Source organism: Acinetobacter sp. ANC 5600 (assembly GCF_002018395.1).
Classification (GTDB): Bacteria; Pseudomonadota; Gammaproteobacteria; order Pseudomonadales; family Moraxellaceae; genus Acinetobacter; species Acinetobacter amyesii.
This window is the reverse complement of sequence record NZ_MVKW01000003.1, coordinates 33365-57032: the sequence shown is the minus strand read 5'-3', so window position 1 is coordinate 57032 and position 23668 is coordinate 33365. Positions and strand designations below refer to the sequence as shown.

The 23668-nt window shown below is 39.9% G+C and carries 19 protein-coding genes and 5 tRNA genes; 9 read left to right on the top strand and 15 right to left on the bottom strand.

The window, feature by feature from the left end; translation table 11 throughout:
• The first annotated feature begins 16 nt into the window (after positions 1 to 16).
• The 5 genes from B1201_RS07195 to B1201_RS07175 all read left to right on the top strand — a co-directional run bounded on the left by B1201_RS07195 (position 17) and on the right by B1201_RS07175 (position 5718).
• Positions 17 to 1084 carry a microcin C ABC transporter permease YejB gene (locus tag B1201_RS07195; protein WP_078192926.1) on the top strand — a complete coding sequence of 356 codons (1068 nt, stop codon included), beginning with the start codon at positions 17 to 19 and terminating at the stop codon, positions 1082 to 1084.
• On the top strand, positions 1084 to 2097 hold the full coding sequence (locus tag B1201_RS07190; protein ID WP_078192925.1) for an ABC transporter permease: 1014 nt from the start codon (positions 1084 to 1086) through the stop codon (positions 2095 to 2097). Before B1201_RS07195 ends, B1201_RS07190 begins: the two co-directional genes overlap by 1 nt.
• Positions 2072 to 3673: an ABC transporter ATP-binding protein gene (locus B1201_RS07185; RefSeq protein ID WP_078192924.1), complete on the top strand. Its 1602-nt coding sequence runs from the start codon at positions 2072 to 2074 to the stop codon at positions 3671 to 3673. The genes B1201_RS07190 and B1201_RS07185 overlap by 26 nt, the downstream gene beginning before the upstream one ends.
• A gap of 112 nt (positions 3674 to 3785) precedes the next feature.
• Positions 3786 to 5030, top strand: coding sequence for an NADH:flavin oxidoreductase/NADH oxidase family protein (locus B1201_RS07180; protein ID WP_078192923.1), 1245 nt, complete (start codon positions 3786 to 3788; stop codon positions 5028 to 5030).
• Positions 5031 to 5118: 88 nt separating this feature from the next.
• A complete protein-coding gene (locus tag B1201_RS07175) occupies positions 5119 to 5718 on the top strand; it encodes a YiiX family permuted papain-like enzyme (protein ID WP_143221676.1) in 600 nt (199 codons plus the stop codon).
• A gap of 66 nt (positions 5719 to 5784) precedes the next feature.
• Here the strand turns inward: B1201_RS07175 and B1201_RS07170 are convergent.
• The 6 genes from B1201_RS07170 to B1201_RS07145 form a co-directional block, all read right to left on the bottom strand.
• A tRNA-Glu gene (locus B1201_RS07170) sits at positions 5785 to 5860 on the bottom strand.
• A gap of 58 nt (positions 5861 to 5918) precedes the next feature.
• A tRNA-Glu gene (locus tag B1201_RS07165) sits at positions 5919 to 5994 on the bottom strand.
• 23 nt (positions 5995 to 6017) lie between these two features.
• Positions 6018 to 6093: transfer RNA gene (locus tag B1201_RS07160), tRNA-Glu, on the bottom strand.
• Between the two features lie 132 nt (positions 6094 to 6225).
• Complete coding sequence (locus B1201_RS07155) at positions 6226 to 7131, bottom strand: alpha/beta fold hydrolase (RefSeq protein WP_078192922.1); 906 nt, start codon at positions 7129 to 7131, stop codon at positions 6226 to 6228.
• A gap of 109 nt (positions 7132 to 7240) precedes the next feature.
• Positions 7241 to 8659 carry an amino acid permease gene (locus B1201_RS07150; RefSeq protein WP_078192921.1) on the bottom strand — a complete coding sequence of 473 codons (1419 nt, stop codon included), beginning with the start codon at positions 8657 to 8659 and terminating at the stop codon, positions 7241 to 7243.
• Between the two features lie 123 nt (positions 8660 to 8782).
• Positions 8783 to 8858, bottom strand: a tRNA-Glu gene (locus B1201_RS07145).
• Positions 8859 to 8964: 106 nt separating this feature from the next.
• Here B1201_RS07145 and B1201_RS07140 point away from each other — a divergent pair.
• A complete protein-coding gene (locus B1201_RS07140; protein ID WP_078192920.1) occupies positions 8965 to 9657 on the top strand; it encodes a hypothetical protein in 693 nt (230 codons plus the stop codon).
• Positions 9658 to 9813: 156 nt separating this feature from the next.
• Here B1201_RS07140 and B1201_RS07135 read toward each other — a convergent pair whose 3' ends face one another.
• The 8 genes from B1201_RS07135 to pyrC all read right to left on the bottom strand — a co-directional run bounded on the left by B1201_RS07135 (position 9814) and on the right by pyrC (position 17766).
• A complete protein-coding gene (locus B1201_RS07135; RefSeq protein ID WP_078192919.1) occupies positions 9814 to 11241 on the bottom strand; it encodes an amino acid permease in 1428 nt (475 codons plus the stop codon).
• 128 nt (positions 11242 to 11369) lie between these two features.
• Positions 11370 to 11522: a hypothetical protein gene (locus tag B1201_RS16940; RefSeq protein WP_168379378.1), complete on the bottom strand. Its 153-nt coding sequence runs from the start codon at positions 11520 to 11522 to the stop codon at positions 11370 to 11372.
• Between the two features lie 65 nt (positions 11523 to 11587).
• Positions 11588 to 12355: a hypothetical protein gene (locus B1201_RS07130; protein ID WP_078192918.1), complete on the bottom strand. Its 768-nt coding sequence runs from the start codon at positions 12353 to 12355 to the stop codon at positions 11588 to 11590.
• Positions 12352 to 13188, bottom strand: coding sequence for a hypothetical protein (locus B1201_RS07125; RefSeq protein WP_078192917.1), 837 nt, complete (start codon positions 13186 to 13188; stop codon positions 12352 to 12354). Before B1201_RS07125 ends, B1201_RS07130 begins: the two co-directional genes overlap by 4 nt.
• Before the next feature lie 59 nt (positions 13189 to 13247).
• On the bottom strand, positions 13248 to 15785 hold the full coding sequence (locus tag B1201_RS07120) for a TonB-dependent receptor plug domain-containing protein (RefSeq protein WP_078192916.1): 2538 nt from the start codon (positions 15783 to 15785) through the stop codon (positions 13248 to 13250).
• A 206-nt stretch (positions 15786 to 15991) separates the two neighbouring features.
• Positions 15992 to 16067 (bottom strand) — tRNA-Glu (locus B1201_RS07115).
• Positions 16068 to 16087: 20 nt separating this feature from the next.
• Entirely contained in the window at positions 16088 to 16747 is a 660-nt protein-coding gene (gene rnt / locus B1201_RS07110) for a ribonuclease T (RefSeq protein WP_078192915.1), read from the bottom strand.
• Positions 16732 to 17766 (bottom strand): dihydroorotase, encoded by a 1035-nt coding sequence (pyrC, locus tag B1201_RS07105; protein WP_078192914.1) that lies wholly within the window; start codon positions 17764 to 17766, stop codon positions 16732 to 16734. The genes rnt and pyrC overlap by 16 nt, the downstream gene beginning before the upstream one ends.
• A 151-nt stretch (positions 17767 to 17917) precedes the next feature.
• Here pyrC and B1201_RS07100 point away from each other — a divergent pair, with 151 nt between their 5' ends.
• A complete protein-coding gene (locus B1201_RS07100; RefSeq protein ID WP_078192913.1) occupies positions 17918 to 19174 on the top strand; it encodes a sensor domain-containing diguanylate cyclase in 1257 nt (418 codons plus the stop codon).
• 85 nt (positions 19175 to 19259) lie between these two features.
• Here B1201_RS07100 and argG read toward each other — a convergent pair whose 3' ends face one another.
• Complete coding sequence (argG, locus tag B1201_RS07095) at positions 19260 to 20603, bottom strand: argininosuccinate synthase (protein ID WP_078192912.1); 1344 nt, start codon at positions 20601 to 20603, stop codon at positions 19260 to 19262.
• 620 nt (positions 20604 to 21223) lie between these two features.
• On the opposite strand from argG, the gene lldP reads away from it, so the two are divergent.
• Together lldP and lldR are read left to right on the top strand one after the other, a co-directional pair.
• Positions 21224 to 22891 carry an L-lactate permease gene (lldP, locus tag B1201_RS07085; RefSeq protein ID WP_171263757.1) on the top strand — a complete coding sequence of 556 codons (1668 nt, stop codon included), beginning with the start codon at positions 21224 to 21226 and terminating at the stop codon, positions 22889 to 22891.
• A 32-nt stretch (positions 22892 to 22923) separates the two neighbouring features.
• Positions 22924 to 23667 (top strand): transcriptional regulator LldR, encoded by a 744-nt coding sequence (gene lldR, locus B1201_RS07080; RefSeq protein WP_078189144.1) that lies wholly within the window; start codon positions 22924 to 22926, stop codon positions 23665 to 23667.
• Position 23668 lies beyond the last annotated feature (1 nt).

Sequence of the window (23668 nt, the reverse complement as noted above, 5' to 3'; positions counted from 1 at the left end):
GGAATGTTAAAGCAACATGGGCACATATATTTTAAAAAGATTGCTCCTGATTATTCCAACATTGTTTTTCATTTTACTGATTAACTTTGTCGTGATTCAGATTGCACCGGGAGGACCTGTTGAGCAGGCTATACAGCAAGCTGAGTCCTTTCAAGGTATGGGAAACACAGGTGGTGGTGAAACTGCGACGACAGGCAGTAAATACCAAGGTGCTAAAGGCCTCAGTGAAGAAATGGTGGCAAAAATCGAAGCGCAATATGGTTTCGATAAGCCATTGTTCGAACGTTTTTGGCTCATGTTAAAAGGCTATGTAACGCTAGATTTTGGTACAAGTTTCTTTAAAGATAAGCCTGTGACTCAGCTGCTTTGGGAAAAGCTGCCTGTATCCTTATCCCTTGGCTTGTGGAGTACCTTGCTGATCTATATGGTGTCTATTCCTTTAGGCATTAAAAAAGCCCGTCAACATGGTCTGCTATTTGATAAAAGCACGTCTATTTTATTGGCTATCGGCTATGCCATTCCTGCTTTCGCCTTCGCCATTTTACTCATTGTCTTTTTTGCAGGTGGTTCATATTTTCAGTGGTTCCCTCTACAAGGTTTAGTTTCAGAGAATTTTGCTGAGTTAAGTGTGTTTGGCAAAATTGCAGATTATTTTTGGCATATGGCGTTGCCTTTGTTTGCTATGGTAATTGGTGGTTTCGCTGGCTTAACTTATCTGACCAAATACTCTTTTATGGAAGAACTAAATAAGCAATATGTTCTTGCTGCTCGTTCTAAAGGTTTGACCGAATCACGTGTGCTGTATGGGCATGTATTTCGTAATGCAATGCTCATTGTTATTGCTGGTCTACCAGAAGCCTTGATCGGCATCTTCTTTGTGGGAAATCTATTTATTGAAATTATTTTCAATTTAGATGGTCTGGGATTGTTGGGGTTTGAAGCCATCGTACAGCGCGATTATCCAGTGATTTTTGGCACCTTGTTTATTTTTACCTTGATGGGGCTGATCTTAAGATTAATCAGTGATGTCATGTATCAAATGATTGATCCACGAATTAATTTTGATTCGCAGGGGGCAAAATAATGTCTCCGATCATTCAAGCGCGATTTCAACGTTTTAAAGAAAATAAATTAGGCTTTACATGCTTTATTAGCTTTGCCTTGATTTTTATGTTGTCCCTAGCTGTCGAGTTTATTGCCAATGATAAGCCGCTCTTGGTCAAATACGATGATTCTTTATATGTACCCGTACTAAAAAGCTATCCAGAAACCGCTTTCGGTGGGGTATTTGAAACTGAGGCAGATTATAAAGATCCTGTGGTGCAGCAACTGATTGAAGATAAAGGCTGGGCGGTATGGCCACTGATTAAATTTTCCTATCAAACACCGAATTTAGAACTGGCTGTGCCCGTACCATCTGCACCAACTGCACAAAATTGGCTCGGTACCGATGACCAAGGGCGTGATGTGCTCGCGCGTATTTTATATGGATTACGTGTGTCGCTCCTGTTTGGCTTTGCATTAACTTTTGCTTCAGCCGTATTGGGTATTATGGTTGGGGCGATTCAGGGCTATTATGGTGGCTGGATAGACCTCATTGGTCAACGTATTTTGGAAGTCTGGGGCGGACTACCGATGCTATTCATGGTGATGATTTTGGTTAGCATGTTTACGCCGAGTGTGTATTGGCTCTTTGTCATTATGCTGTTGTTTGGTTGGCCCACTTTAGTCGGCTTGGTTCGTGCAGAGTTTTTACGTGCTCGTAATTTTGATTATGTACGTGCAGCACGAAGCCTTGGCGTCACAGATGGAACCATTATGTTTCGGCATATCTTACCAAATGCGATGAGTTCCAGTCTGTCACAGCTACCTTTCATGCTTACGGCAAATATTACGGCACTAACAGCCCTAGATTTCTTAGGTTATGGCTTACCGCCTGATGCAGCGTCCTTAGGTGAGTTATTGCTTCAAGGGAAAAACAATCTGAATGCACCTTGGCTTGCCTTATCGGGGTTCTTTACATTAGCGATCGTGCTGTCTTTATTGATTTACATTGGGGAGGCGACACGTGATGCATTCGATCCTAGACGTCAATAATCATCAAGTTAATGTACCTCCCATCGTATTAGCGGTTGAACATTTACATATTTCACATGCAGCACAGGTCTTGGTTGAAGACCTGAATTTTAAATTGCATGCAGGTGAAACGTTAGCCATTGTTGGAGAAAGCGGTTCAGGTAAATCGATTAGCAGCCTAGCTATACTCGGTTTGTTGCCAAGTGATCTGCAGGTCACAGGCAGCGTCAGCCTGAATGGACAAAATATTCTTGGACTGAGTCCTGAGCAGCACCGAAACATTCGTGGACAGAAAATTGCCATGATTTTTCAAGAGCCGATGACGGCCTTAAATCCCTTACATCGTGTGGAAAAGATTGTTGGTGAGTCACTGTTGTTACAGGGTTGGTCGAAGGCAAAAACACGACAGAGGGTTATAGAATTATTAAATGATGTGGGTATTCCGGATGCTGAAGATAAATTAAGACGCTATCCACATGAGTTATCAGGCGGGCAGCGTCAACGTGTCATGATTGCCATGGCATTGGCCTTAGATCCTGATATTTTAATCGCTGATGAGCCAACCACGGCTTTAGATGTCACCTTGCAAGCGCAAATCTTAAATTTATTAAAGTCGCTACAACAGCATCGTAATATGGCGATGATCTTAATCAGCCATGACCTGAATTTGGTCAAGCGCTATGCAGAACATGTGATTGTGATGAGTCGTGGGCAAGTGGTGGAGCAAGGTGGTGTTCAGGAAATTTTTGGGCAGCCGAAGCAGGCGTATACCAAAAATCTGTTAGACCATGATTTTGGAGTAGCGATACAAGTTTCGCAAACTCAAAAACTTTTAGAATTACGCCAGTTAGGAGTGAAATTCCCAGTCAAACAAGGCTTATTGAACCGCATCAAAAATTATGTCGTTGCTGTAGAAGCTTTGGATTTAACAGTGGCTGAAGGTGAGTCGATCGGTATTGTTGGTGAGAGTGGTTCAGGGAAAAGCTCTTTAGCACTGGCTATTGCTCGGCTCATAGAAAGTGATGGTGAAATTATGTTAAATCAACACGCCATCAATCAACTTTCAGAAAAACAGCTCAGACCTTTACGTCGTGAATTTCAAATCGTCTTTCAAGATCCATTCAGTAGTTTAAATCCACGGCTCAATGTAGAGCAAACCATTGGCGAAGGTCTGGCCTTACAGCATTTATCTGCAAATGAAATTGTACAGCGTATAGATGAAGCTTTGCAGAAAGTCGAATTAGCCAGCTCATTTAAGCAGCGTTATCCACATGAGTTATCCGGTGGGCAACGGCAGAGAGTCGCCTTAGCACGTGCGTTGGTATTACGTCCTAAATTATTGATACTCGATGAACCCACATCTGCACTAGATCGGACGACACAAAAAGCCATCGTGAAGCTACTACGTCGCTTGCAGCAAGAATATAATATGAGTTATTTATTTATCAGTCATGATTTACACGTGGTCAAAGCCTTGTGTCAAAAAGTGTTGGTACTGCGACATGCCAAAGTCATGGAGTTTCAAGACACCGCAGATCTATTTACGCGACCACAAACGGGCTATACCCGTAAATTAATTGAAGCCAGCCAATACTAAAATCAAACTTATGGATATTTTGACAAGTGTCATTGTCAAAATATCCTTGACCTTTAGAAAATAATAATTAGAGTAAATACTCAGGACTTATTATTTCATTTTGGACATTGCCATGAGCCATTTAGCTGAAAGCTTTAAAATTCGTAATACCACATTTAAAAATCGCATCATTAAAGGTGCAATGAGTGAAGCATTGGCCAATACTGCAGGCCAACCCAATCACTTACATTTTGGATTATATGAAGCTTGGGCTAAGGGTGGTTTAGGCTGTGCCATTACGGGTAATGTCATGGTGGATTTTCGTGCTAAAAATGAGCCGGGGGTTGTTGTCGCTGAAACTGAGCGAGATTTAGCGCAATTAACACAGTGGGCTGAGCTAGGCAAGAAGCACGGCATGGTGCAATTTGTTCAACTTTCACATCCGGGCCGCCAATGTCCTAAAGGTTTAAATAAAGAAACGGTTGCACCGTCTGCTGTGCCATTTAGTCCGATGTTAGCCACAACGTTTGGAACACCGCGCGAACTTCGTGAAGATGAAATTTTAGATATCATTCAGCGTTTTGCACGTGCCGCACACATTTGTGAAAAGGCAGGCTTCGAAGGCGTGCAATTGCATGGTGCGCATGGTTATTTAATTAGTCAGTTTTTGTCGCCACTGACCAATAAACGTCAAGATCAGTGGGGCGGTTCAAATGAAAATCGCATGCGCTTTTTGCTTGAAATCTATAAGGCAGTTCGTGCAGCGACGACAGATGATTTTATAATTTCGGTCAAACTCAACTCTGCTGATTTCCAACGGGGCGGAATTAGCGAAACAGATGTGATTGAGGTCTTTAAGGCAATCGATGCCGCAGGGATTGATATGATTGAAATCTCGGGCGGTTCCTATGAAGCGCCAGCGATGGCCGGTGCTAAAGCAGAAAAACGTAAAGCCAGTACCATTGCTCGTGAAGCGTATTTCCTCGATTTTGCGGACAATATCCGTAAAGAAGTGAAATGCGCGTTAATGGTTACCGGTGGGTTTAGAACCGTGCAAGGCATGAATGCTGCACTAGACAGTGGAGCTTGTGATTTTATTGGTATTGCACGTCCATTTGCTGTTGAAGTCGATTTGGCTGATCGTTTATTGGCGGGGCAGGATGTTCGTTATGGTGTGGACAAAATTAAAACTGGCATACCGATGATAGATAAAATGGCGATTATGGAAATTATTTGGTATGCCGCTCAGTTTAAATCGATTGGTGAAGGAAAACAGCCAAATCCTAAACTTTCACCGTTAAAAGTGTTTTTTAAATATCTTAAAGGAAATTTAACAGCGGTCATTAAAGGGCAAGTCAATTCACGTAAGTCGGCTTAGTGGCACATTGATTGACGAGAATGAGGGCAATCAGCGTACATCCATGTTATGGTTGCCTTCATTCATATCAATATTACTTACAATAAAAATGTCTAAAATTTTAATATTAATAGTCATTCTTTCGGGGCTCAGTTCTGCCCTCTATGCCCAGTCTGTATTTCAGACGGGAGATATCATTTTTCATATCTCAAAGTCACAGCAAAGTTTAAGCATTCAAAAGGCCACACATTCGACTTATAGCCACATGGGTATGATCGTAAATAAAAATAACCAAACGTGGGTGCTTGAAGCCATTCAACCTGTGCAATACACCACTTTAAATCAATGGATCGCGCGTGGGGAGAATGCTCACTATGTGGTGAAAAGGCTCAAACAACCCTTAAATGTGCAGCAGAAAACGAAGCTGGTACAACATGCAGAAAAGTACTTGGGCAAACCCTATGATATTTATTTTGAATGGGATGATCGTGCAATTTACTGTTCTGAAATTGTTTGGAAAGCTTATCAGCATGCTTTGGGAATCGAACTTTCTCCATTACAACAACTGAAACAATTTGATTTAAAACAAAATGAAGTGCAGCGTCTAATGCGGCAGCGCTATGGTCAAAATATTCCGCTAAATGAGCAGGTGATTGCCCCTAAGTCCATTTATGATTCAAAACTTTTAAAAGAAATATTTAGAAATTAAGGCAATAAAAAAGCCCAAGTCGCAATGCTTGAGCTTTTTAATGAGTGATTAAAACCAACTCGAATATGGCGTCCCTACGGGGATTCGAACCCCGGTTACCGCCGTGAAAGGGCGATGTCCTAGGCCTCTAGACGATAGGGACAGTACAGAAAGCAAATTTTAAAACTGTTTATTTCAGTCTAAGTTTTTAGACTAAATAATGGCGTCCCTACGGGGATTCGAACCCCGGTTACCGCCGTGAAAGGGCGATGTCCTAGGCCTCTAGACGATAGGGACTTAATAAAATGTACTTCTGAAATTGGCGTCCCTACGGGGATTCGAACCCCGGTTACCGCCGTGAAAGGGCGATGTCCTAGGCCTCTAGACGATAGGGACGTTTCAGAGGTGGGCGTATATTAGGGTGAAAATCGGGGGGTGTCAAACGCTTTTCTATAAATAAATTCAGTTTTTGTTGTTGAGTGCATAAAATTAAAACAATTTGCTAAAAATGTTTGAAAAATACATTATTTATGTCGGTTTTTTCAACACTTGTAAGATTGTAGCAATAACTTCTGGATGCGTTAAATATCCAGCAATATCGTGTGGGTGTTCAATCGATGTCTGAATTTGCTGGTTGATAATGGCGGGTTGAAAATCAAATGGTGCCTGACTCAGTGGAAAAGCGCTGAGAAAATCATCATGTGAATAAAAGTTTAACCAATCGCCTGAAATTGCATCAGGCCGCTGTAAAGGTTGAGGTAAGTGAGCTTGGATGACACGAAAAGCCAAAGGTGAGCCCAAGGTGATAAAGCGCTGTATGTTGAGTTCAGGATGTAACAGTAAAAAATGATACGCAATCACGCTACCTAATGAATGTGCAATCAACAGGGTGGGTTTCGTTTGATGTAATTGCTCATGCAGACGAGTGTGAACTGCCTGAATAAAGTGTGGATTAGATAAATAGAGATAAGTTTCGACCAAAAATTTATGCAAAAGTGTGGCATGTAATTTTGGGAAATAATTCATTAAAACTGCAAAATCGCGTAGCGCAAGATCTTTGCCAAGTGCAGTGATCGATTTGAATGATTGGCTTAATCCAATAGCGTCATTAAGGGTGATGTCAGGTAGATTGTTTTGTACGGCGTGATGCTCAAGTACTTTTGGTGATTTTTCTGGGAGTTCAGTACGATGGATAAACGGAAAATGTGGCCACGTTTGAGGCGTCAAGATGCTGGCTTGAAGCATATTCTGCAAATGATAACGCGTGAGTAAATCTCCATAAAAAGGCATGCGCATATGGTGCTGTATATATGATAAAAAAGTCTCTTGATGGCTTTGCTTTAAGCCTTGAGACAACAGTGCAAGCCAATGCTGTTCGAGCGAACGTGCAGTTTGTTGCTGTTGATTCATGCCATGGATAAAGATGATCTGCATATTGCACCTCATCGACGGATCAGTTTTTATTCTACTTTTATTAAAATATAGCCATAAAAAAAGAGCAACCGAAGTTACTCTTTTATCGTGTTTGGCATGACAACACAGATCAATCTTTGTTGTGATACAAGGTGTAGTAGCTGATATAACACGCCACAATGAAGATCATACAGCAGATAAAGCCAGTTAACATTTCTGGGTCAAATACCATACTAATACAGGTAATCAGACAGAATACAAAACCGAGTATCGGCACGATTGGGAAGAGTGGTGCAGCAAAAGCTAAATCTTTTGCAGTTTTGCCTTCTTTATACCACTGACGACGGAAGTTGAATTGGCTTAAACAAATACTCATCCACACCACCACCATGGTAAATGCAGCAACACCTAACAAGTTTTTGAAGATGGTTTCTGGTGCAAATTGCTCAGAAAGTAAGCCTGGCATACCACCGATCATGGTCACAATTACTGCAACATAAGGAATACCGCGCGAGTTCACTTTAGAGAACACCGCAGGTAATTGCTTACTATAGGACAATGACCACATCATTCGAGATGCAGCAAATAAACCTGAGTTTGCAGCAGAAAGTAGGGCTGTGATAATCACAAAGCGGATGATGTCTTCTGCATAAGGAATACCAATGTGCTGGAATACCGTTACGAAAGGTGAACTACTTACACCTTCGGCAGATAAGCCGGCTTCTTGGTGTGGCAATAATGCAGTAATAACAACAATGGTACCTACAAAGAAAATCAACAAGCGGAAAATCGCCGTGTTAATGGCTTTAGGTACATTTTTAGCTGGATCTTTGGTTTCACCCGCAGCAACACCAATCAGTTCAGTACCTGAGAATGCAAAGTTAACAATCAACATTGTAGCGAAGATTGGGAACAAACCTTCAGGGAACCAGCCTTGTGCAGTGAGGTTGCTAAACAGCGGTGCAGCTTCATAGCCTTGATAGCCTAAAACACCAAAAATGGCCAATAGACCTAAAATAATAAAGGCTACAACGGTAATCACTTTGACTAAGGCTAGCCAAAATTCAGATTCAGCAAACCATTTAGTTGAAATCATATTCAAGCTGAATACAAAAGCACCAAAGATTAAGGTCCACATCCACATAGAACTGTCTGGGAACCATTCCTGCATTAAAAGTGCAGCAGCAGTAAATTCAGTTCCTAGCGTTACTGACCATGTCAGCCAATACAGCCAAGTGATGGTATAACCCGTACCCGGTCCGATATAGCGTTTAGCATAAGCGCCAAATGAACCAGATTCTGGCATATGTACCGCGAGCTCGCCTAAGCAAAGCATCACCATATAGGCGATAATACCGCCTAAAAAATACGAAATAATGGCACCTACAGGCCCCGTTTGTGCAATGACTTCACCCGAACCAAGAAATAAACCAGTACCGATTGCGCCGCCAAGCGAAATCATCACCAGATGTCGAGTACTCATAGCGCGTTTTAACGGCGCAGAATTGCCCTGATGCGAAGCATCATTCGGAGAATGTGATGACTGCATAGAGAAAAAGGAGAATCAAATAATGAAGCGAGTAATTGTAGAGAAGAATGCAATGATGATGCAATCAATTAATATAAATTATAGATAAATAAACTTTAAGTTTGTCAGAGCTGACAGAAGAATTGGCGTCCCTACGGGGATTCGAACCCCGGTTACCGCCGTGAAAGGGCGATGTCCTAGGCCTCTAGACGATAGGGACGTTTTGAGGTGGGTGTATAGTACATAGCCCATCTATATTTGTCAAAATAGAGTTTCATTGTTATATTCTAAATGTATATAAATGAAACAAAAACAGAATTTTTTTAATGAAAAATAATTTTAATGAGTTTATTTCTGGAATTTTATTTGAAATCAATCAATTTAATGTGGGCAAAGTCCATGAAAGATTCTATATAGTTTTATTGAATTATTTGCATTGGTTTGAAATTTATACAAATAATTTTTCTTCGTATATCAGTAAATTAGAGTTTGAAAGAATTATTGATGAACTTTTATTTAGGGATTTAGATGGGGAAAGTAGAATTACGTATAATCACCTTAAATCTTTAGATAATTCTCATTATTTTTTAGATATCCAGAGCTTTTTTAAATTATATTTAATCTTAAAGGTTCGAAGATATCAGTTGTCTAGTGATGATGTAGAACTTGAAAAATTAGAAAAAAAATTGGATGTAATTTTTGAGCCAATGTTGTGGAGTAAAGACAAACAAGATTTATTGGTTATTAATCGTGATTTTCCTGAATTTAAAAAACAGATGAATTCAAGTCGGGTGCTTTTGCCACTTTCATTAATAGTTTTTAACTTTACTTTTGTTGAATTAATATCTAATACAAGTTTGAGAGTATCTATCCAAATATTTCTAGCAATAGTAGCTGCGTGTCTTTTAGCTAATATTTCTAAAGGGGCAAAATCCGAAAAGGACTCATTAGAGTTGAAAGTATGGGATTATATCTTGGTGTTGAGCGAGGATAAAAACTCATTGACGAAAAGCAGTTGAACTATTTCCTTAAATTATAATTTGTACAGTGGTTTTTGTGGATTAAACTGCTCCCACAAATCATTTTTGAATTTATATGGAAACCCTAATTTTTCTCTCATAGAGAAGAGAAATAGTTTCATAAAAAAAGGTGGCTAATGAGCCACCTTAACTATTTTATTTATCGTGATATAACCAATAATAACCTGCATAACACGCTGCCATAAAGATCAGACAGCCAATAAAGCCAGAAAGCATTTCAGGATCTGCAGCCATACTTAAGCCTGTTGCGGTACAGCAGACAAACCCAAGGATTGGAACCAGTGGGAACCATGGTGTACGGAATTTAAGTTCTGACACGCTATGACCTTGTTTCAGCCATTGGCGACGGAAGTTAAATTGACTCCAACAAATACTCATCCACACGATCACCATGGTGAAGGCAGCAACCCCCATCAAGTTTTTGAAGATGACATCTGCGCCAAATTGTTCTGATAATAGACCCGGTAAACCACCGATCATAGTGACCAATACAGCAATATAAGGCACACCAGTTTTGCTTAATTTGCCGAAAGCACGTGGTAATTGTTTTTGTGCGGACAGCGCCCACATCATACGCGATGCAGCATATAAACCAGAGTTAGCTGTAGACAGTAAGGCCGTAATAATGACGAAACGAATCAAGTCTTCTGCATAGGGAATGCCCATCAGGTTAAATACGGAAACGAATGGGCTACTACTTAAGCCGCCATGTCCGCCGACATTTAAACCTGCATCGGTATAGGTCAACAGTGAACTGATAACGATAATAGTGCCGACAAAGAAAATGATTAAGCGCCATACCGCAGCATGAATGGCTTTAGGCACATTCTTTTCAGGGTTTTCAGTTTCACCTGCAGCGATACCAATCATCTCCGTACCATTAAAGGCAAAGTTCACGATCAATAGCGTGGCAAACAGAGGGAACAAACCATTTGGCAGCCAACCATGTTCTGTCAAATTGTGGAACATTGGAGCTGATTCATAGCCTTGGAAAGGTACGAAACCAAAGATGCAGGCAAAACCAAGGATGATGAAAATCAACACTGTTGCAACTTTCACCATTGATAACCAAAATTCTGACTCTGCGAATGCGCGTGTAGAGCTTAAATTAGAAATCAGTACACCCGCAGCGAAGATCAGTGTCCATAACCAAATAGAGGTTTGTGGAAACCATTCCTGCATCAAAATAGCCGCCGCAGTAAATTCTGTACCTAAGGTGGCAGACCAGCCCAACCAGTACATCCAAGACACCATATAACCGGTACCCGGGCCAATATAATTTGTCGCAAAAGCACCAAAAGAGCCAGAAACAGGTAAATGTACGGCAAGCTCACCCAAACAGAGCATAACCATGTAGGCGATTAGACCGCCAATAATGTAGGCAAGTACAGCGCCCAAAGGCCCAGCTTGTGAAATAACTTCACCTGAACCCATAAACAAACCAGTACCAATTGCACCACCAAGTGAGAGCATCACAAGGTGTCGAGTCGTCATCGCACGTTTAAGCGATGGACTTTTACCTTCAGCAGACGAGTGTTGCGAAGGTTCAGAGGGAGATTGCATAGTGAAAAGAAAATTGAATGAAAGGTATATTTTATGATTGAATGCAGTGAAATGATTGATAAATCGAATTTTTCTTATAATGTAATAATACTGATCTAAAATTTAAATCTTTAGCACTGACCATTGGATTAATGGTCAGGAGTTTGATACTCAGCTTCAGAAGTTGCAGGTACTTGAGTTTGTTCAGCTACAGGGGCTTTGTTGTCATCGCGGCTCACAATATACAGATAGAGTGCAGATGGAAATAAGATGGCTAAAACTAAGAGCAACTTTTTAAACATAGGGTATTCTTACATCAAAATAGATCAAGCTGAAGTATAAACAAAACCAGTCAGGCTGTAATTAATTAAAGTTTACGGTTTTTCTGTTCTAGATTGGACAGGATGACTTGGTAGATGTCAGGGTAGTGTTGTTTAAAGTTCTGTTGTTGCATGATCGTAATGGTTGAGGCATTTGGCTCGACACCCAGTTTTAAAATTTTTTGGGTTAAAGCGAGTTGAGGGGAGCGACCATCAAAATGTGTATTCAGTAAGTTACCATCGGTATATTTTACTGTGAGTCCGATATTCAGGAGATAATCAAAAACATCAGGCAAACCAAAACCGGCAGCTTTGTAGAGTAAATTATATGTTTCTGCACGATAGCCACGGCCGTATGTTTGATGTGTTTTTAATAATCCTAATGCATTATAAAATTCTAACTTGGCAATAATTTCTTGTTCATTAATAGAACCATCGCCATTTTTTAAAGTCCTATTGATGGTATTAAAAGTGACATTGTTTGAGCTGGGTTTGCAATTAGCAGCAATCAGTCGCTTGATATCTTGAAGTGGAAGTATAAGATGCGCTGTGTCACACATTTTTTTAACTTCTTTATTTTTCATTTTACTGCTTTGAATATTTTTATTTTCAAATTCCTGCACTATGGCTGACCAACCATATATGTTTATAAATTTATAATAACGAGATGCATCATTTGTCATCCCTTTGATCTTTTTAAAGTCTTGAATGTTTTTCACTGATGGTGCATTGGTAGAGAGATTTTGTGGTAATGGAGCATTTGCAAAGCAATGCATACTCATTAGCAAGCAGCTGGTAATAACGATGTTTTTCATGGTTTATGTGCTTTTAATAAATTGTAAACATCAGGATGTTTGGTGGAAAAGTCATTCTGTTCTATTTGTTTATAGACGCTACTATTGGGCTCGATTCCTGCATTCAGTAGTTTTTGAACCAAACTCCCAGAAGGGTTACGGCCTTTGATATTGTCTAAAATTAAATTACCATCCACGCCCGTGTAATCGACACCAATACTCAGCAAATAATCAGAAACGTCTTCTAGTCCCCAACCAATTGCGTTAGATTGCAAAGAGCTTTTTTCTTCATACGGGCCAAATTTATACGTAACGTGAGTTTGTAAAACATTTTCCGATTTGTAGAATTTTAATTTTTCAATGATTTCGTTTTGATCTATTTTGCCTTTTGCATTGGTTAATGCGCCATTAATAATCATAGAGGATGAACGGCCATTGAGTGGTTTGCAATTTGCTTTAAATAAGCGTTTGGTTTGATTGGCAGTACTTAGACTCAGTGCAATTTCGCAAAGTTTTTCTTTTTCCCCTTTAGGCATTTTACTTTTTAGAATGGTTCCATTTTCGAAATCACGAACGATTGACTCCCAACCGTATTTGGTTGCTGTTCGGTAATACTGTATTGCTTCTTCGCTCAATTTTTTGGGTTTTTTCGCTTGTATTTGAGTGTCACGATCGTTGGTTTTGGGAATAAAAGATTCTTGGTCATCATTCAATGCTGTTTGATTTGTCTGATTGGCATCATGCTCAACAGTATTTGAAGGATTTGTCGGTAGGCTGGCTTCGGGTCTAAAAATGTAGATGAAGATACCGAGACATACTATGCACAGGCCAAAGAGTAAGATTATTTTTTTCATGTTTTATTCTATTTGAAAATGAATCAAGAGCATTTTTAGGTGCTCTTGATAGGGGAAGTTTAAAATTTAAATGTGACATCAGCAATGAACTGTCGCCCAATTTCAGATCTAAGTCTGTTGGTCGACTCACTAATACCTGGGGTGGTATAGATATTATGTCGATTGGTAATATTGTTAATGGTTAAACCGAATATTGCTTTGTAATCTTTAGCGAAATTGAAATCATAAGTGGTACGCATATCCCAACTAAATCGAGGTCTAATCGTATCTGTAGCATAGGCTTCCAACAGGACACCATCATGTTCAACTTTGTTTTTTAGTTTATACGTATCTTTATATTCAGATTTGTAGCTTAAGAAGTTATTAATCTTTAATGGTAAATTTGAAAACTCAATGTCCCAACCAAAACGAGCAGTCCAAGGCTGATTGAAATTTTCAACAGGACGTTCATTAAATTGGATGAGGCTGCCGTTAAAGATAATATCGCGATCTTCAGCAGCCGTATTACTGTTAACGTTATATGACTCAGAATAGTCTAAATAATTTTTTTCTGATTCAGTGTAATCAAAGCCAAAGTTAAACCCGTGCAGAGAGTTTTTATAAACGACTTGCAGCGTATTTCTGAGTGTGAGTGTGTAAATGTCAGCTTTTGCTTTACCACTATTACTATATTCAAAATGATCGATGGTATTGCTAGTGGTTGGATCAATAAAACGATTTTTTGTGATTTCATCTTTGCTATCGCGATTCACCCATTTCAGACCAAGGTTCCAGTTTTTAACTTGGCTATTAATGGCAAACACAATTTCGTCAGCATAAGGGGTCTTTAAATTGGCACGTTGAATATTGGAATTAGCTAATATTAAATCTGATAATCCAGTTTGAGTCCAATAGTCTTCAGTTTGATTTTTTGTGCGTTTTAAATTGTATTCCAAAAATGCAAGTTGATCTTGCAGTTCAGTGGCTAAGGTATAGTTTGCATAATATCGATTCCATCCCGTAGTGAAGGACAAAAGATCATTTTTTAGCGGTTTATAGTTAAAGGCACTACGAGGTGCAATATTTAAATTTTTCGACAAGCTGTTATAATCTGCACGTAAACCTAAACGCGCTGAAAAATTATCCCAAGTCGATGTGTTTTCAATGAAGGTATGCACACGTTGTTGGTCAATATTAACTTTACCTTTTTGATAATACTTGCCATTTGTTTGATATTGGCCTTGATAGTTATTTTCATCCGTTGCTTCATCACAAAGAATATCACCTGCCGTACAGCTAATGCCTGAACTAGATGTAAAAGTCTTAGGCTGATTATACATATAGGCATCGTTAGGCCGTTCCCATGCAATTTTAGAATAGTCATAGCCCATACCAAAGCTTAATTGTTGCATGCTGTTGCCAATCTGAATGGTATCAAACGCATTTTTTAGACTATACGAAAATGTATCTTGGTGTAATTCAATATCACTACTTGTGGCACCTTCACCAGGATTGGAACTCCAGTTTTTAGTTGGTGTTTGCTTCCAAAGAATGCCGGTAGTTGAATCATTTTCACGTGCTTGGCTTAGCGTTTGATAGCTAATATTTTGTTTTAATGTTGAATTATTGAGTTTACTTTCTAATTCACCAAAAAATGTCAGCGTTTCTGTATTGCTAATACTTTTTGAATTTATTCGCTTATCAACGAAATTTAGACTGTCCAAATCCCCTAAATCAAAGCCAAACTTCGCTTTGATTGTGTCCGAAGGTGTGTAAAAAAGGGTAGTCCCTAAGTTGATATTATTACGCTCGCTTTTGACTTTACTGCGATCTTCTAAACCACTCATTACTGGAACGATGGATTCACGTTTAGAGGCATAACTATTGATGCCCCATTGTTCAGAGAGTTTGCTGTATAGATTCAGGCTTAGGCCGTGTTTTTTATATTCTTTATTATTTGATGAGGTTGGATCTTCAAACTCTGCAGCTTCTTCTTCATCGGTAAAATGATAACGTGACCAATCACTTTCCGTGTAGTCGTAAGTAAGGGAGCCGTGGATTTTGCCAATTTCAGTATTTGGGGCACAAGTTTCAGCATTAACTACACCACCTGTAAATTCGCCGTATGCTGCAGAAACATTACTATCGATCAATTCTAATTTACAAATTAAATCGGTATTTAGGGCCATCCCTTGTGAGCCACCATCTAGCTTGCCTGAATAGGAGTCGCCACTTGCCAGAGGGTCAAGGTTATTGGTGGTATTGACGCCGTTAATTACAAATTTATTTCGGTAAGTTTGCGCGCCATTAATAGAAATCTCGGATGGTCGTAGCTCAGCCTGTGAATCTGCAGAACGTTGTTCACGGCTAAACTGCACATTTGGATTAACTTTTAAAAAGTCTGTGATATTTTTTGAGCTATTCGGCGTTTTTTCTAAATCTTCTTTGGTGTAGACGGTTTTACCTACTTCTTGCTTGGCTTTGACTTCAACCTCAATAGGTGTCATCGACACCGTATTGGTTTTGATTTCTTCGGAGATCTGGCTTTCATTTGCATACGTTTGAGATGCTAAAGCAGTCAAAATTGCGATATTGAGGGGAGAATAGGCAAAGCGCATGGCTGTCAATAATTATGCAGATAAAAACGATAGCGATTATCATTAACTTTACAAGAATAATCAATAGAAATGAGAATTATTTGCAATAAGTGATTTTTTAATACACAGAAATTCAGTCAATGAGAATTAAGATAGAAATAGTGATGATTTAAGAATATTCATTCGTTATGAATATTAGAAAAAAGAAAAAGCTTGATAAGAAGTATTGGCGTCCCTACGGGGATTCGAACCCCGGTTACCGCCGTGAAAGGGCGATGTCCTAGGCCTCTAGACGATAGGGACATTTAGAAGATGGCGGTATCTTATTGATCCGCCATCATAGTGTCAAGTAGGTGAGGGCCGAGTTTGTTCAAAATATAACAGAACAGTTCAGCGGTCTTCTGAGTATCGTAAAGTGCAGAGTGTGCTTCTTTACCATCAAACTCAATACCTGCTTGAATACATGATTTTGCCAGCACAGTTTGTCCAAACATTACAGCGCTCAATGTCACTGTATCGAATACGGAAAAACTATGGAAAGGATTTTGATTTTTTGTTCCTGTACGTGCAATAGCTGCCTGTACAAACCCTAAATCAAAATGTGCATTGTGACCAACTAAAACAGCATGAGTGCAGTTTTGTTGACGACGTACTTCATTCACTGACTTAAAAATACGTTTTAATGCTGATTTCTCATCTTCAGCCATGGCCATACGCATCGGATTAAATGGATCTACACCAATAAAATCCAGTGAACGACGGTCAAGGTTGGCACCTTCAAATGGATTGATATGTGCATGGTGGGCTTCACCCGGTACAAAATTACCTTCTGCATCATACACAATAGGAATCGCTGCAATTTCCAGTAAGGCATCGGTCTGTGAATTAAAACCTGCTGTTTCGACATCGACAACAACAGGTAGGAATCCACGGAAACGTTGACCAATGACTGGTCGAGTTTCATCTGTCACACTTTTCTCCATTGGATGGTCTTACCCGCATACAACGGAATAATTTTTTCGCCATCCAAGTAGTCTAAACTTTCAGGGATCACTTGATCTTCTTTTACCAAAGTAATGGTATTGGTATTTCGAGGGAGTCCGTAGAAGTCTGCACCAAAGTGGCTTGCAAAACCTTCTAAACGGTCGATTTTACCGACTTGATCAAATGCTTGAGCGTATAGCTCAATTGCTGTTGGTGCACTATAACATCCTGCACAGCCACATGCATTTTCTTTAGCATTTTTTGAGTGCGGCGCACTGTCTGTACCTAAGAAAAATTTAGGGTTCGCACTGGTCGCGACTTCGAGCAAAGTTTGCTGATGGGTTTGACGTTTTAAAATCGGTAAGCAATAGAAATGCGGTTTAATACCACCCACCAACATATCATTACGGTTAAATAATAAATGTTGTGGTGTGATTGTCGCAGCGACATTACGGTCTTGTTCTAATACAAAATGCGCAGCTTCACTGGTGGTGATGTGTTCTAGTACCAATTTTAATTTAGGGAACTGTTTTAACAGTGGAGATAGCACTTCATCTAGGAAACGTTTTTCACGGTCAAAAATATCGACATGGTTATGGGTCACTTCACCATGTAAGAGTAATGGCACTTGGTGCTCTTCGAGTTGCTCAATCACACCATAGACTTTACTAATGTCGCTGACACCACTGTCTGAGTTCGTGGTTGCACCTGCTGGATAGAGCTTGATGGCATTAACATGCTCAGATTCTTTAATTTTTTTAACTTCACTCGCTGGGGTGTTGTCTGTGAAATAGAGCACCATGCGCGGGTCAAAGTGAACGCCTTCAGGAACATTTGCCATGATACGTTCACGGTATGCATTTGCTTCTTCAACGGTTTTTACCGGTGGTACGGTATTTGGCATACAAATCGCGCGAGAGAATTGTTGTGCTAAATCAGGAACTGTACGCTTTAGGGCTAGACCGTCACGTAAATGTGCATGCCAATCATCTGGCTGAAGAAGAGTAATCGTGTTCACAGCGATTCCAAGCTTGGAAATAAAACAAATGATAATGCAAATAATGTGAAAATGGTAACGAGATTTCTGTACAAATGACTGAACAGATATAAATATAGAATAAAACTGTGGTATTTTTAAATGACTAAAAGAATTAGATAAATGCTTGGAAATGGAATACAAGTATAACCTTGCAAAGTTGCAATACGATAAAGAAAAAATAGAGGAACTGATTACACGGCAAACCCGTCGTGTAGGGGAAATGTTTCCTAAAAAACTGGAAACTCAATTTTGGACTTTAAGCCTCGATCGTGCGCAAACCAACATACGTCATTTTTTTTGGATGGGAGTGTTGATCTACTTTGTGCTCACGATGCTGATCATTCCCGGAGATTACTGGATAATTAATCAACAGCATTTTGTGCATGATTTTATTCGTTGTTTGGTCGGTCAGCTCAATGGTGCGCTGTGTCTTTTGGCTTTATATACCTTTGCCCGTTATGACCGTCTGAAGCCTTATTTTTCACATGCCAGTATGTTTGTAGTGTTTTGGGCTGTTATTTCAATGTCTTGGCTCACCATGACCGTGTATACCGAAGCACTTAAACATCAGGCCATGATGATCCTTTGTATGATTTACATCTTGAGCTATATTTTGACGGGGGTAAAACCGGTCCAAATGTTGATGTCTGGATTGTTGGCTGCTGTGGTCACCATGTTGATGCTTTTTTCATTAGAAGTGAAATTTGATGTGATGGTGTTGGGGCGTGTACTGATTGGAAGCTGTGTATTGGGTTTTGCAATCAGTAAGATGCTCTGTGCGCGTGAACGGATGATATTTTTGAATATGCTGCGCGCGGATATTAGTGAAAAAATCCATCGTATTCATACCACAGAGCTTTTACATTTAAGTCAGCATGATGAATTAACCAAGATTTCAAACCGACGTACTTTTGATGAAATGCTTGATACCTTTTATGAGCAATCTCGACGTAATAACACCTCGCTTGCTGTGCTATTTATCGATGTTGATCATTTTAAAAACTATAACGATTTTTACGGTCATCAAAAAGGCGATGATGTAATTTCAACCATTGCCAAAACCATTAAAAATGCCATTCGACATATGGATTTTGTAGCGCGATATGGTGGTGAAGAATTTGTGGTTTTATTGCCTGAAACCGATGCGCATGGTGCTTATGCGGTAGCGTCAAATATTTATAAAGCAATCGATCGTTTAGAAATTCCACATGCTAAATCACAGGTTTCAAATCACGTCACTATTAGTTTGGGTATTACGGTATATCGTGCTGAAAATATGACGAAGGATGAACTGTTAAATATTGCCGATCAGGCGTTGTATCGTGCGAAACAATTAGGCCGGAATCAAATTTACTATCAATCGATTCGTTCAGCACATGTGGCCTAATGTTTAATTGGTCAGTGGAATTTTCTGAAATCTGCAATAAAAAAAACCGCGCATTTTGCGCGGTTTTTTTATGACTCAACAAATCTTATTTGTTTTTGTCTTTTAATTGAGGCACTGCAGAACCTGTACCTACTGCAAGTAAGCCAGAGTTTGTGTAGATGCCTAATTTAGCGCGAGTATCTGTGATATCTAGGTTACGCATAGTCAATTGACCGATACGGTCAGCAGGACTAAACATAGAGTCACCTTTCTCCATAGTTAAACGCTCAGCTTCATAAGTGAGGTTAGGAGATTCAGTGTTTAGAATAGTGTAGTCATTACCACGACGAAGTTCTAAAGTCACCGTACCAGTGATTGCTTTAGCAACCCAACGCTGCGCAGTTTCACGAAGCATTAATGATTGAGAATCGAACCAACGACCTTGGTAAAGAAGACGACCTAAACGCAGACCGTTAATACGGTATTGTTCGATGGTGTCTTCGTTATGAATACCAGTCACTAAACGTTCATAAGCAATATGAAGAAGTGCCATACCCGGAGCTTCGTAGATACCACGAGATTTTGCTTCAATGATACGGTTTTCGATTTGGTCAGACATACCTAGACCATGACGACCACCGATACGGTTAGCTTCAAGAATGAACTCAACTGGGTTTTCGATGCGTTTGCCATTTAATGCAACAGGGAAGCCTTCTTCGAAAGTTACAGAAACTTCTTCAGCTTTTACTTCTACGTCATCTTTCCAGAACGCAACGCCCATGATTGGGTCTACGATTTTGATACCCGCATTAAGGTATTCAAGATCTTTTGCTTCGTGAGTCGCACCTAACATGTTTGAGTCAGTTGAGTACGCTTTCTCTTTTGACATTTTGTAGTCAAAACCGTTGTCGATTAGGAACTGTGACATTTCTGCACGGCCACCTAATTCGTCAATAAAGGTTTGGTCTAACCACGGTTTGTAAATTTTAAGTGCTGGGTTAGTCAATAGACCATAACGGTAGAAACGTTCAATGTCGTTACCTTTATAAGTCGAACCGTCACCCCAGATGTTTACGTCATCTTCTTTCATTGCGGTTACAAGCATCGTACCTGTAACTGCACGACCAAGAGGAGTCGTGTTGAAATAAGGCATACCACCAGTTGAAATGTGGAAAGCGCCACATTGAATAGCCGCAATACCTTCTAATGCAAGTTGTAAACGACAATCAACTAAGCGAGCTTTAACTGCGCCATACGCTTCCGCTTTTTTTGGAATCGCATCGTAGTCGTCTTCATCAGGTTGACCTAAGTTTGCTGTGTAAGCATAAGGTTCCGCACCTTTTTGTTTCATCCACAAAAGCGCAGCTGAAGTATCTAGACCACCAGAGAAGGCAATACCAACTTTTTTGCCAACTGGGACATTCTGCAAGATAGTTGCATTATCAGTCATTGTTAATCCTAACGATATAAATATAGGCACCGAGAATGGGTGGCCTGAAAGAATACATATATGTGCGCGATTGTAGCACTTTTCTGCACGGTTTTTCTAAAAAATCATGAGATACAAGCGATGAGGTGGAAAAAAATGATCGTTGAAATCTATTGTTGAATACTTCATCTAGTTTTTGCAGGCGGAAAATGCATTTTCTGAAAGAAATAGGATGCAAATATAAAGAAATCTATTTGATTTAAATAAATGGTCATACCAATATTGGGTTGATTTGGTTTTTATCCTTTTCGCTGAAATGAGACTGAAGTCAAACAAAGCTTGGTTATTAGACTAAAGTATATTTTATAGAGTTTATTCATAAATAATAATTATAAAACAGATATTTAAAAAATTATTGTTAAAAATTCAAACTGGAAAATAACGTTTTCGCATTGAGTATTGGTCATACCAAAAACAAGAAAAGCTTGAATGATTGATTTGAAATATTTAAAAATTGCGGAGTATTTCAGCAAAATAGTATGAGTTTTTATGTCTTTGATTTTTATATTGGTCATACCAATGCAAAAAGACCACATGCTGATATTGCTCAATAATTAAATCTTAGTAAGCATTTCAAGGAGATGACAATGCTTCAATGGCAGCAAATATATGACCCAATGGGGAATATATGGATATCAAGTTTAATTGCGCTCATTCCGATTATCTTTTTTTTCTTGGCGCTTGCTGTATTTCGTTTAAAAGGCAGTGTGGCAGGTACGATCACCGTTGTACTGGCACTTTTGGTGTCTTTATTTGCCTATGACATGCCTGCGCTTATGGCATTGGCTTCGATGGTCTACGGTTTCTTCTATGGTTTATGGCCGATTGCATGGATCATTATTGGTGCGGTGTTCCTGTATAAAATTTCAGTCAAAACAGGGCAGTTTGACATCATCCGTTCTTCGATTCTTTCCATTACTGAAGATCAACGATTACAGATGCTGTTAGTTGGCTTTGCTTTCGGTACTTTCCTCGAAGGTGCGGCGGGCTTTGGTGCCCCTGTGGCGATTACCGCAGCACTATTGGTAGGTTTAGGCTTTAAGCCTTTATATGCGGCAGGTCTTTGTCTGATCGTCAATACTGCGCCAGTGGCTTTTGGTGCGATGGGTATTCCAATTATCGTTGCTGGACAAGTGTCTGGTGTTGATACGATGGAAATCAGTCAGATGGTTGGTCGACAGCTGCCATTTATGGTGCCGATTGTACTGTTTTGGATTATGGCGATTATGGATGGCTGGCGCGGTGTGAAGGAAACTTGGCCTGCAGTTGTTGTTGGCGCGAGTAGCTTTGCGATTGCACAGTACCTAACCTCGAACTTTGTCGGTCCTGAATTACCAGATATTACCGCGGCGATTGCCTCTTTAGTGTCATTAACGATTTTATTTAAATATTGGCAGCCTAAACATATTTTCCGCTTTGCAGATCAAGATGCGACGATGAGTGAAGATGTTGCTGCACAAAAACAGCAAAAATATAGCTTGGGGCAAATTGCAAAAGCGTGGTCGCCATTTGCGATCTTAACGGTGATGGTCACGATCTGGAGTATTAAACCGTTTAAGGATTTATTTACCAAAGATGGCGCGCTGCATGACATGGTTATTTCGATCAAAGTGCCATTTTTACATCAATTGGTTCAAAAGATGCCGCCAGTCGTACCTGAAATGAAGGACTACGATGCCATCTATAAATTTGATTGGTTTTCGGCAACAGGTACGGCAATTGTCATTGCTGCGATCATTACCATTATTTTCTTAAAAATGAAGCCTAAAGAAGCAATTGTGACCTTTGGTGAAACTATTAATGAATTAAAAATTCCAATTTATTCGATTGGAATGGTCTTGGCTTTTGCATTTATCGCCAACTATTCAGGGATGTCGGCAACATTGGCATTGGCACTTGCGCATACAGGCCAAGCCTTTACCTTCTTCTCGCCATTTTTAGGATGGCTTGGTGTCTTCCTTACGGGTTCAGATACGTCAGCCAATGCACTATTTGCTGCATTACAGGCAACTACTGCACAGCAAATTGGTGTGCCAGAAGTATTACTCGTTGCTGCCAATACCAGTGGTGGTGTGACTGGAAAAATGATTTCTCCGCAGTCAATTGCAATTGCATGTGCGGCAGTTGGATTGGTAGGTAAAGAGTCTGATTTATTCCGTTTTACCGTAAAACACAGTATAACGTTCACAATCATGATGGGGATTTTAATCACCCTACAAGCTTATGTGTTCCCTTGGATGATTCCATAACACGCACTGTGTAACAACGTTAAGGAAAGCAGATGAAAGTCTCTGATAAAACTGTTCAAAGTCTTCGTGTATTGATTGAAGAAAGCAATATGCAAGTTGGAGATCGTCTGCCTGCTGAACGGAAACTGTGTGAACAACTTGGCGTCTCACGCACCTCTTTACGCGAAGCGATTTCTCAATTGACCAGCATGGGCGTGTTGGTCAGTAAAGTCGGTGCGGGGACTTTTTTAAAGCAATTACCTGCGACTTGGTCGAGTTATCAAATTGTGCAGCCCATCAGCAGTTTGATTAGTGAAGACCCTGCCTACCGTTTTGATGTGCAAGAGGCGCGCATTATTTTAGAAGGTGGTACCGCATGGTATGCGGCACAACGTGCTACAGCAGAGGACTTGGCACATATCCGACATTATTATGATCAGATCAATCATTTTCAGGCTTTAGGCAATGACGATGAAGCAGCGCGTGCAGATGCCAAATTTCATTTAGCAATTGCTGAAGCATCACATAATTTAGTGTTGATTCAGATGATGCGTGGTCTATTTGATCTGTTGCAATTTAATGTCGTTTTAGGTCGTCGAAAAGTTTATAGCGAAGCACACCGATTTGATCAATTGCATGATCAGCACTTTCAAGTCATGAATGCAATTGAACGTCGTGATCCTGAAGCTGCACGTAAAGCAGTCTGTGGACACATTGAGTTTGTAGTACAACAGGTGCGCATGATTGATGAAGAAGAAGCTCGTCGTCAGCGTGCCAGTCGATTAAACAGGATATAAG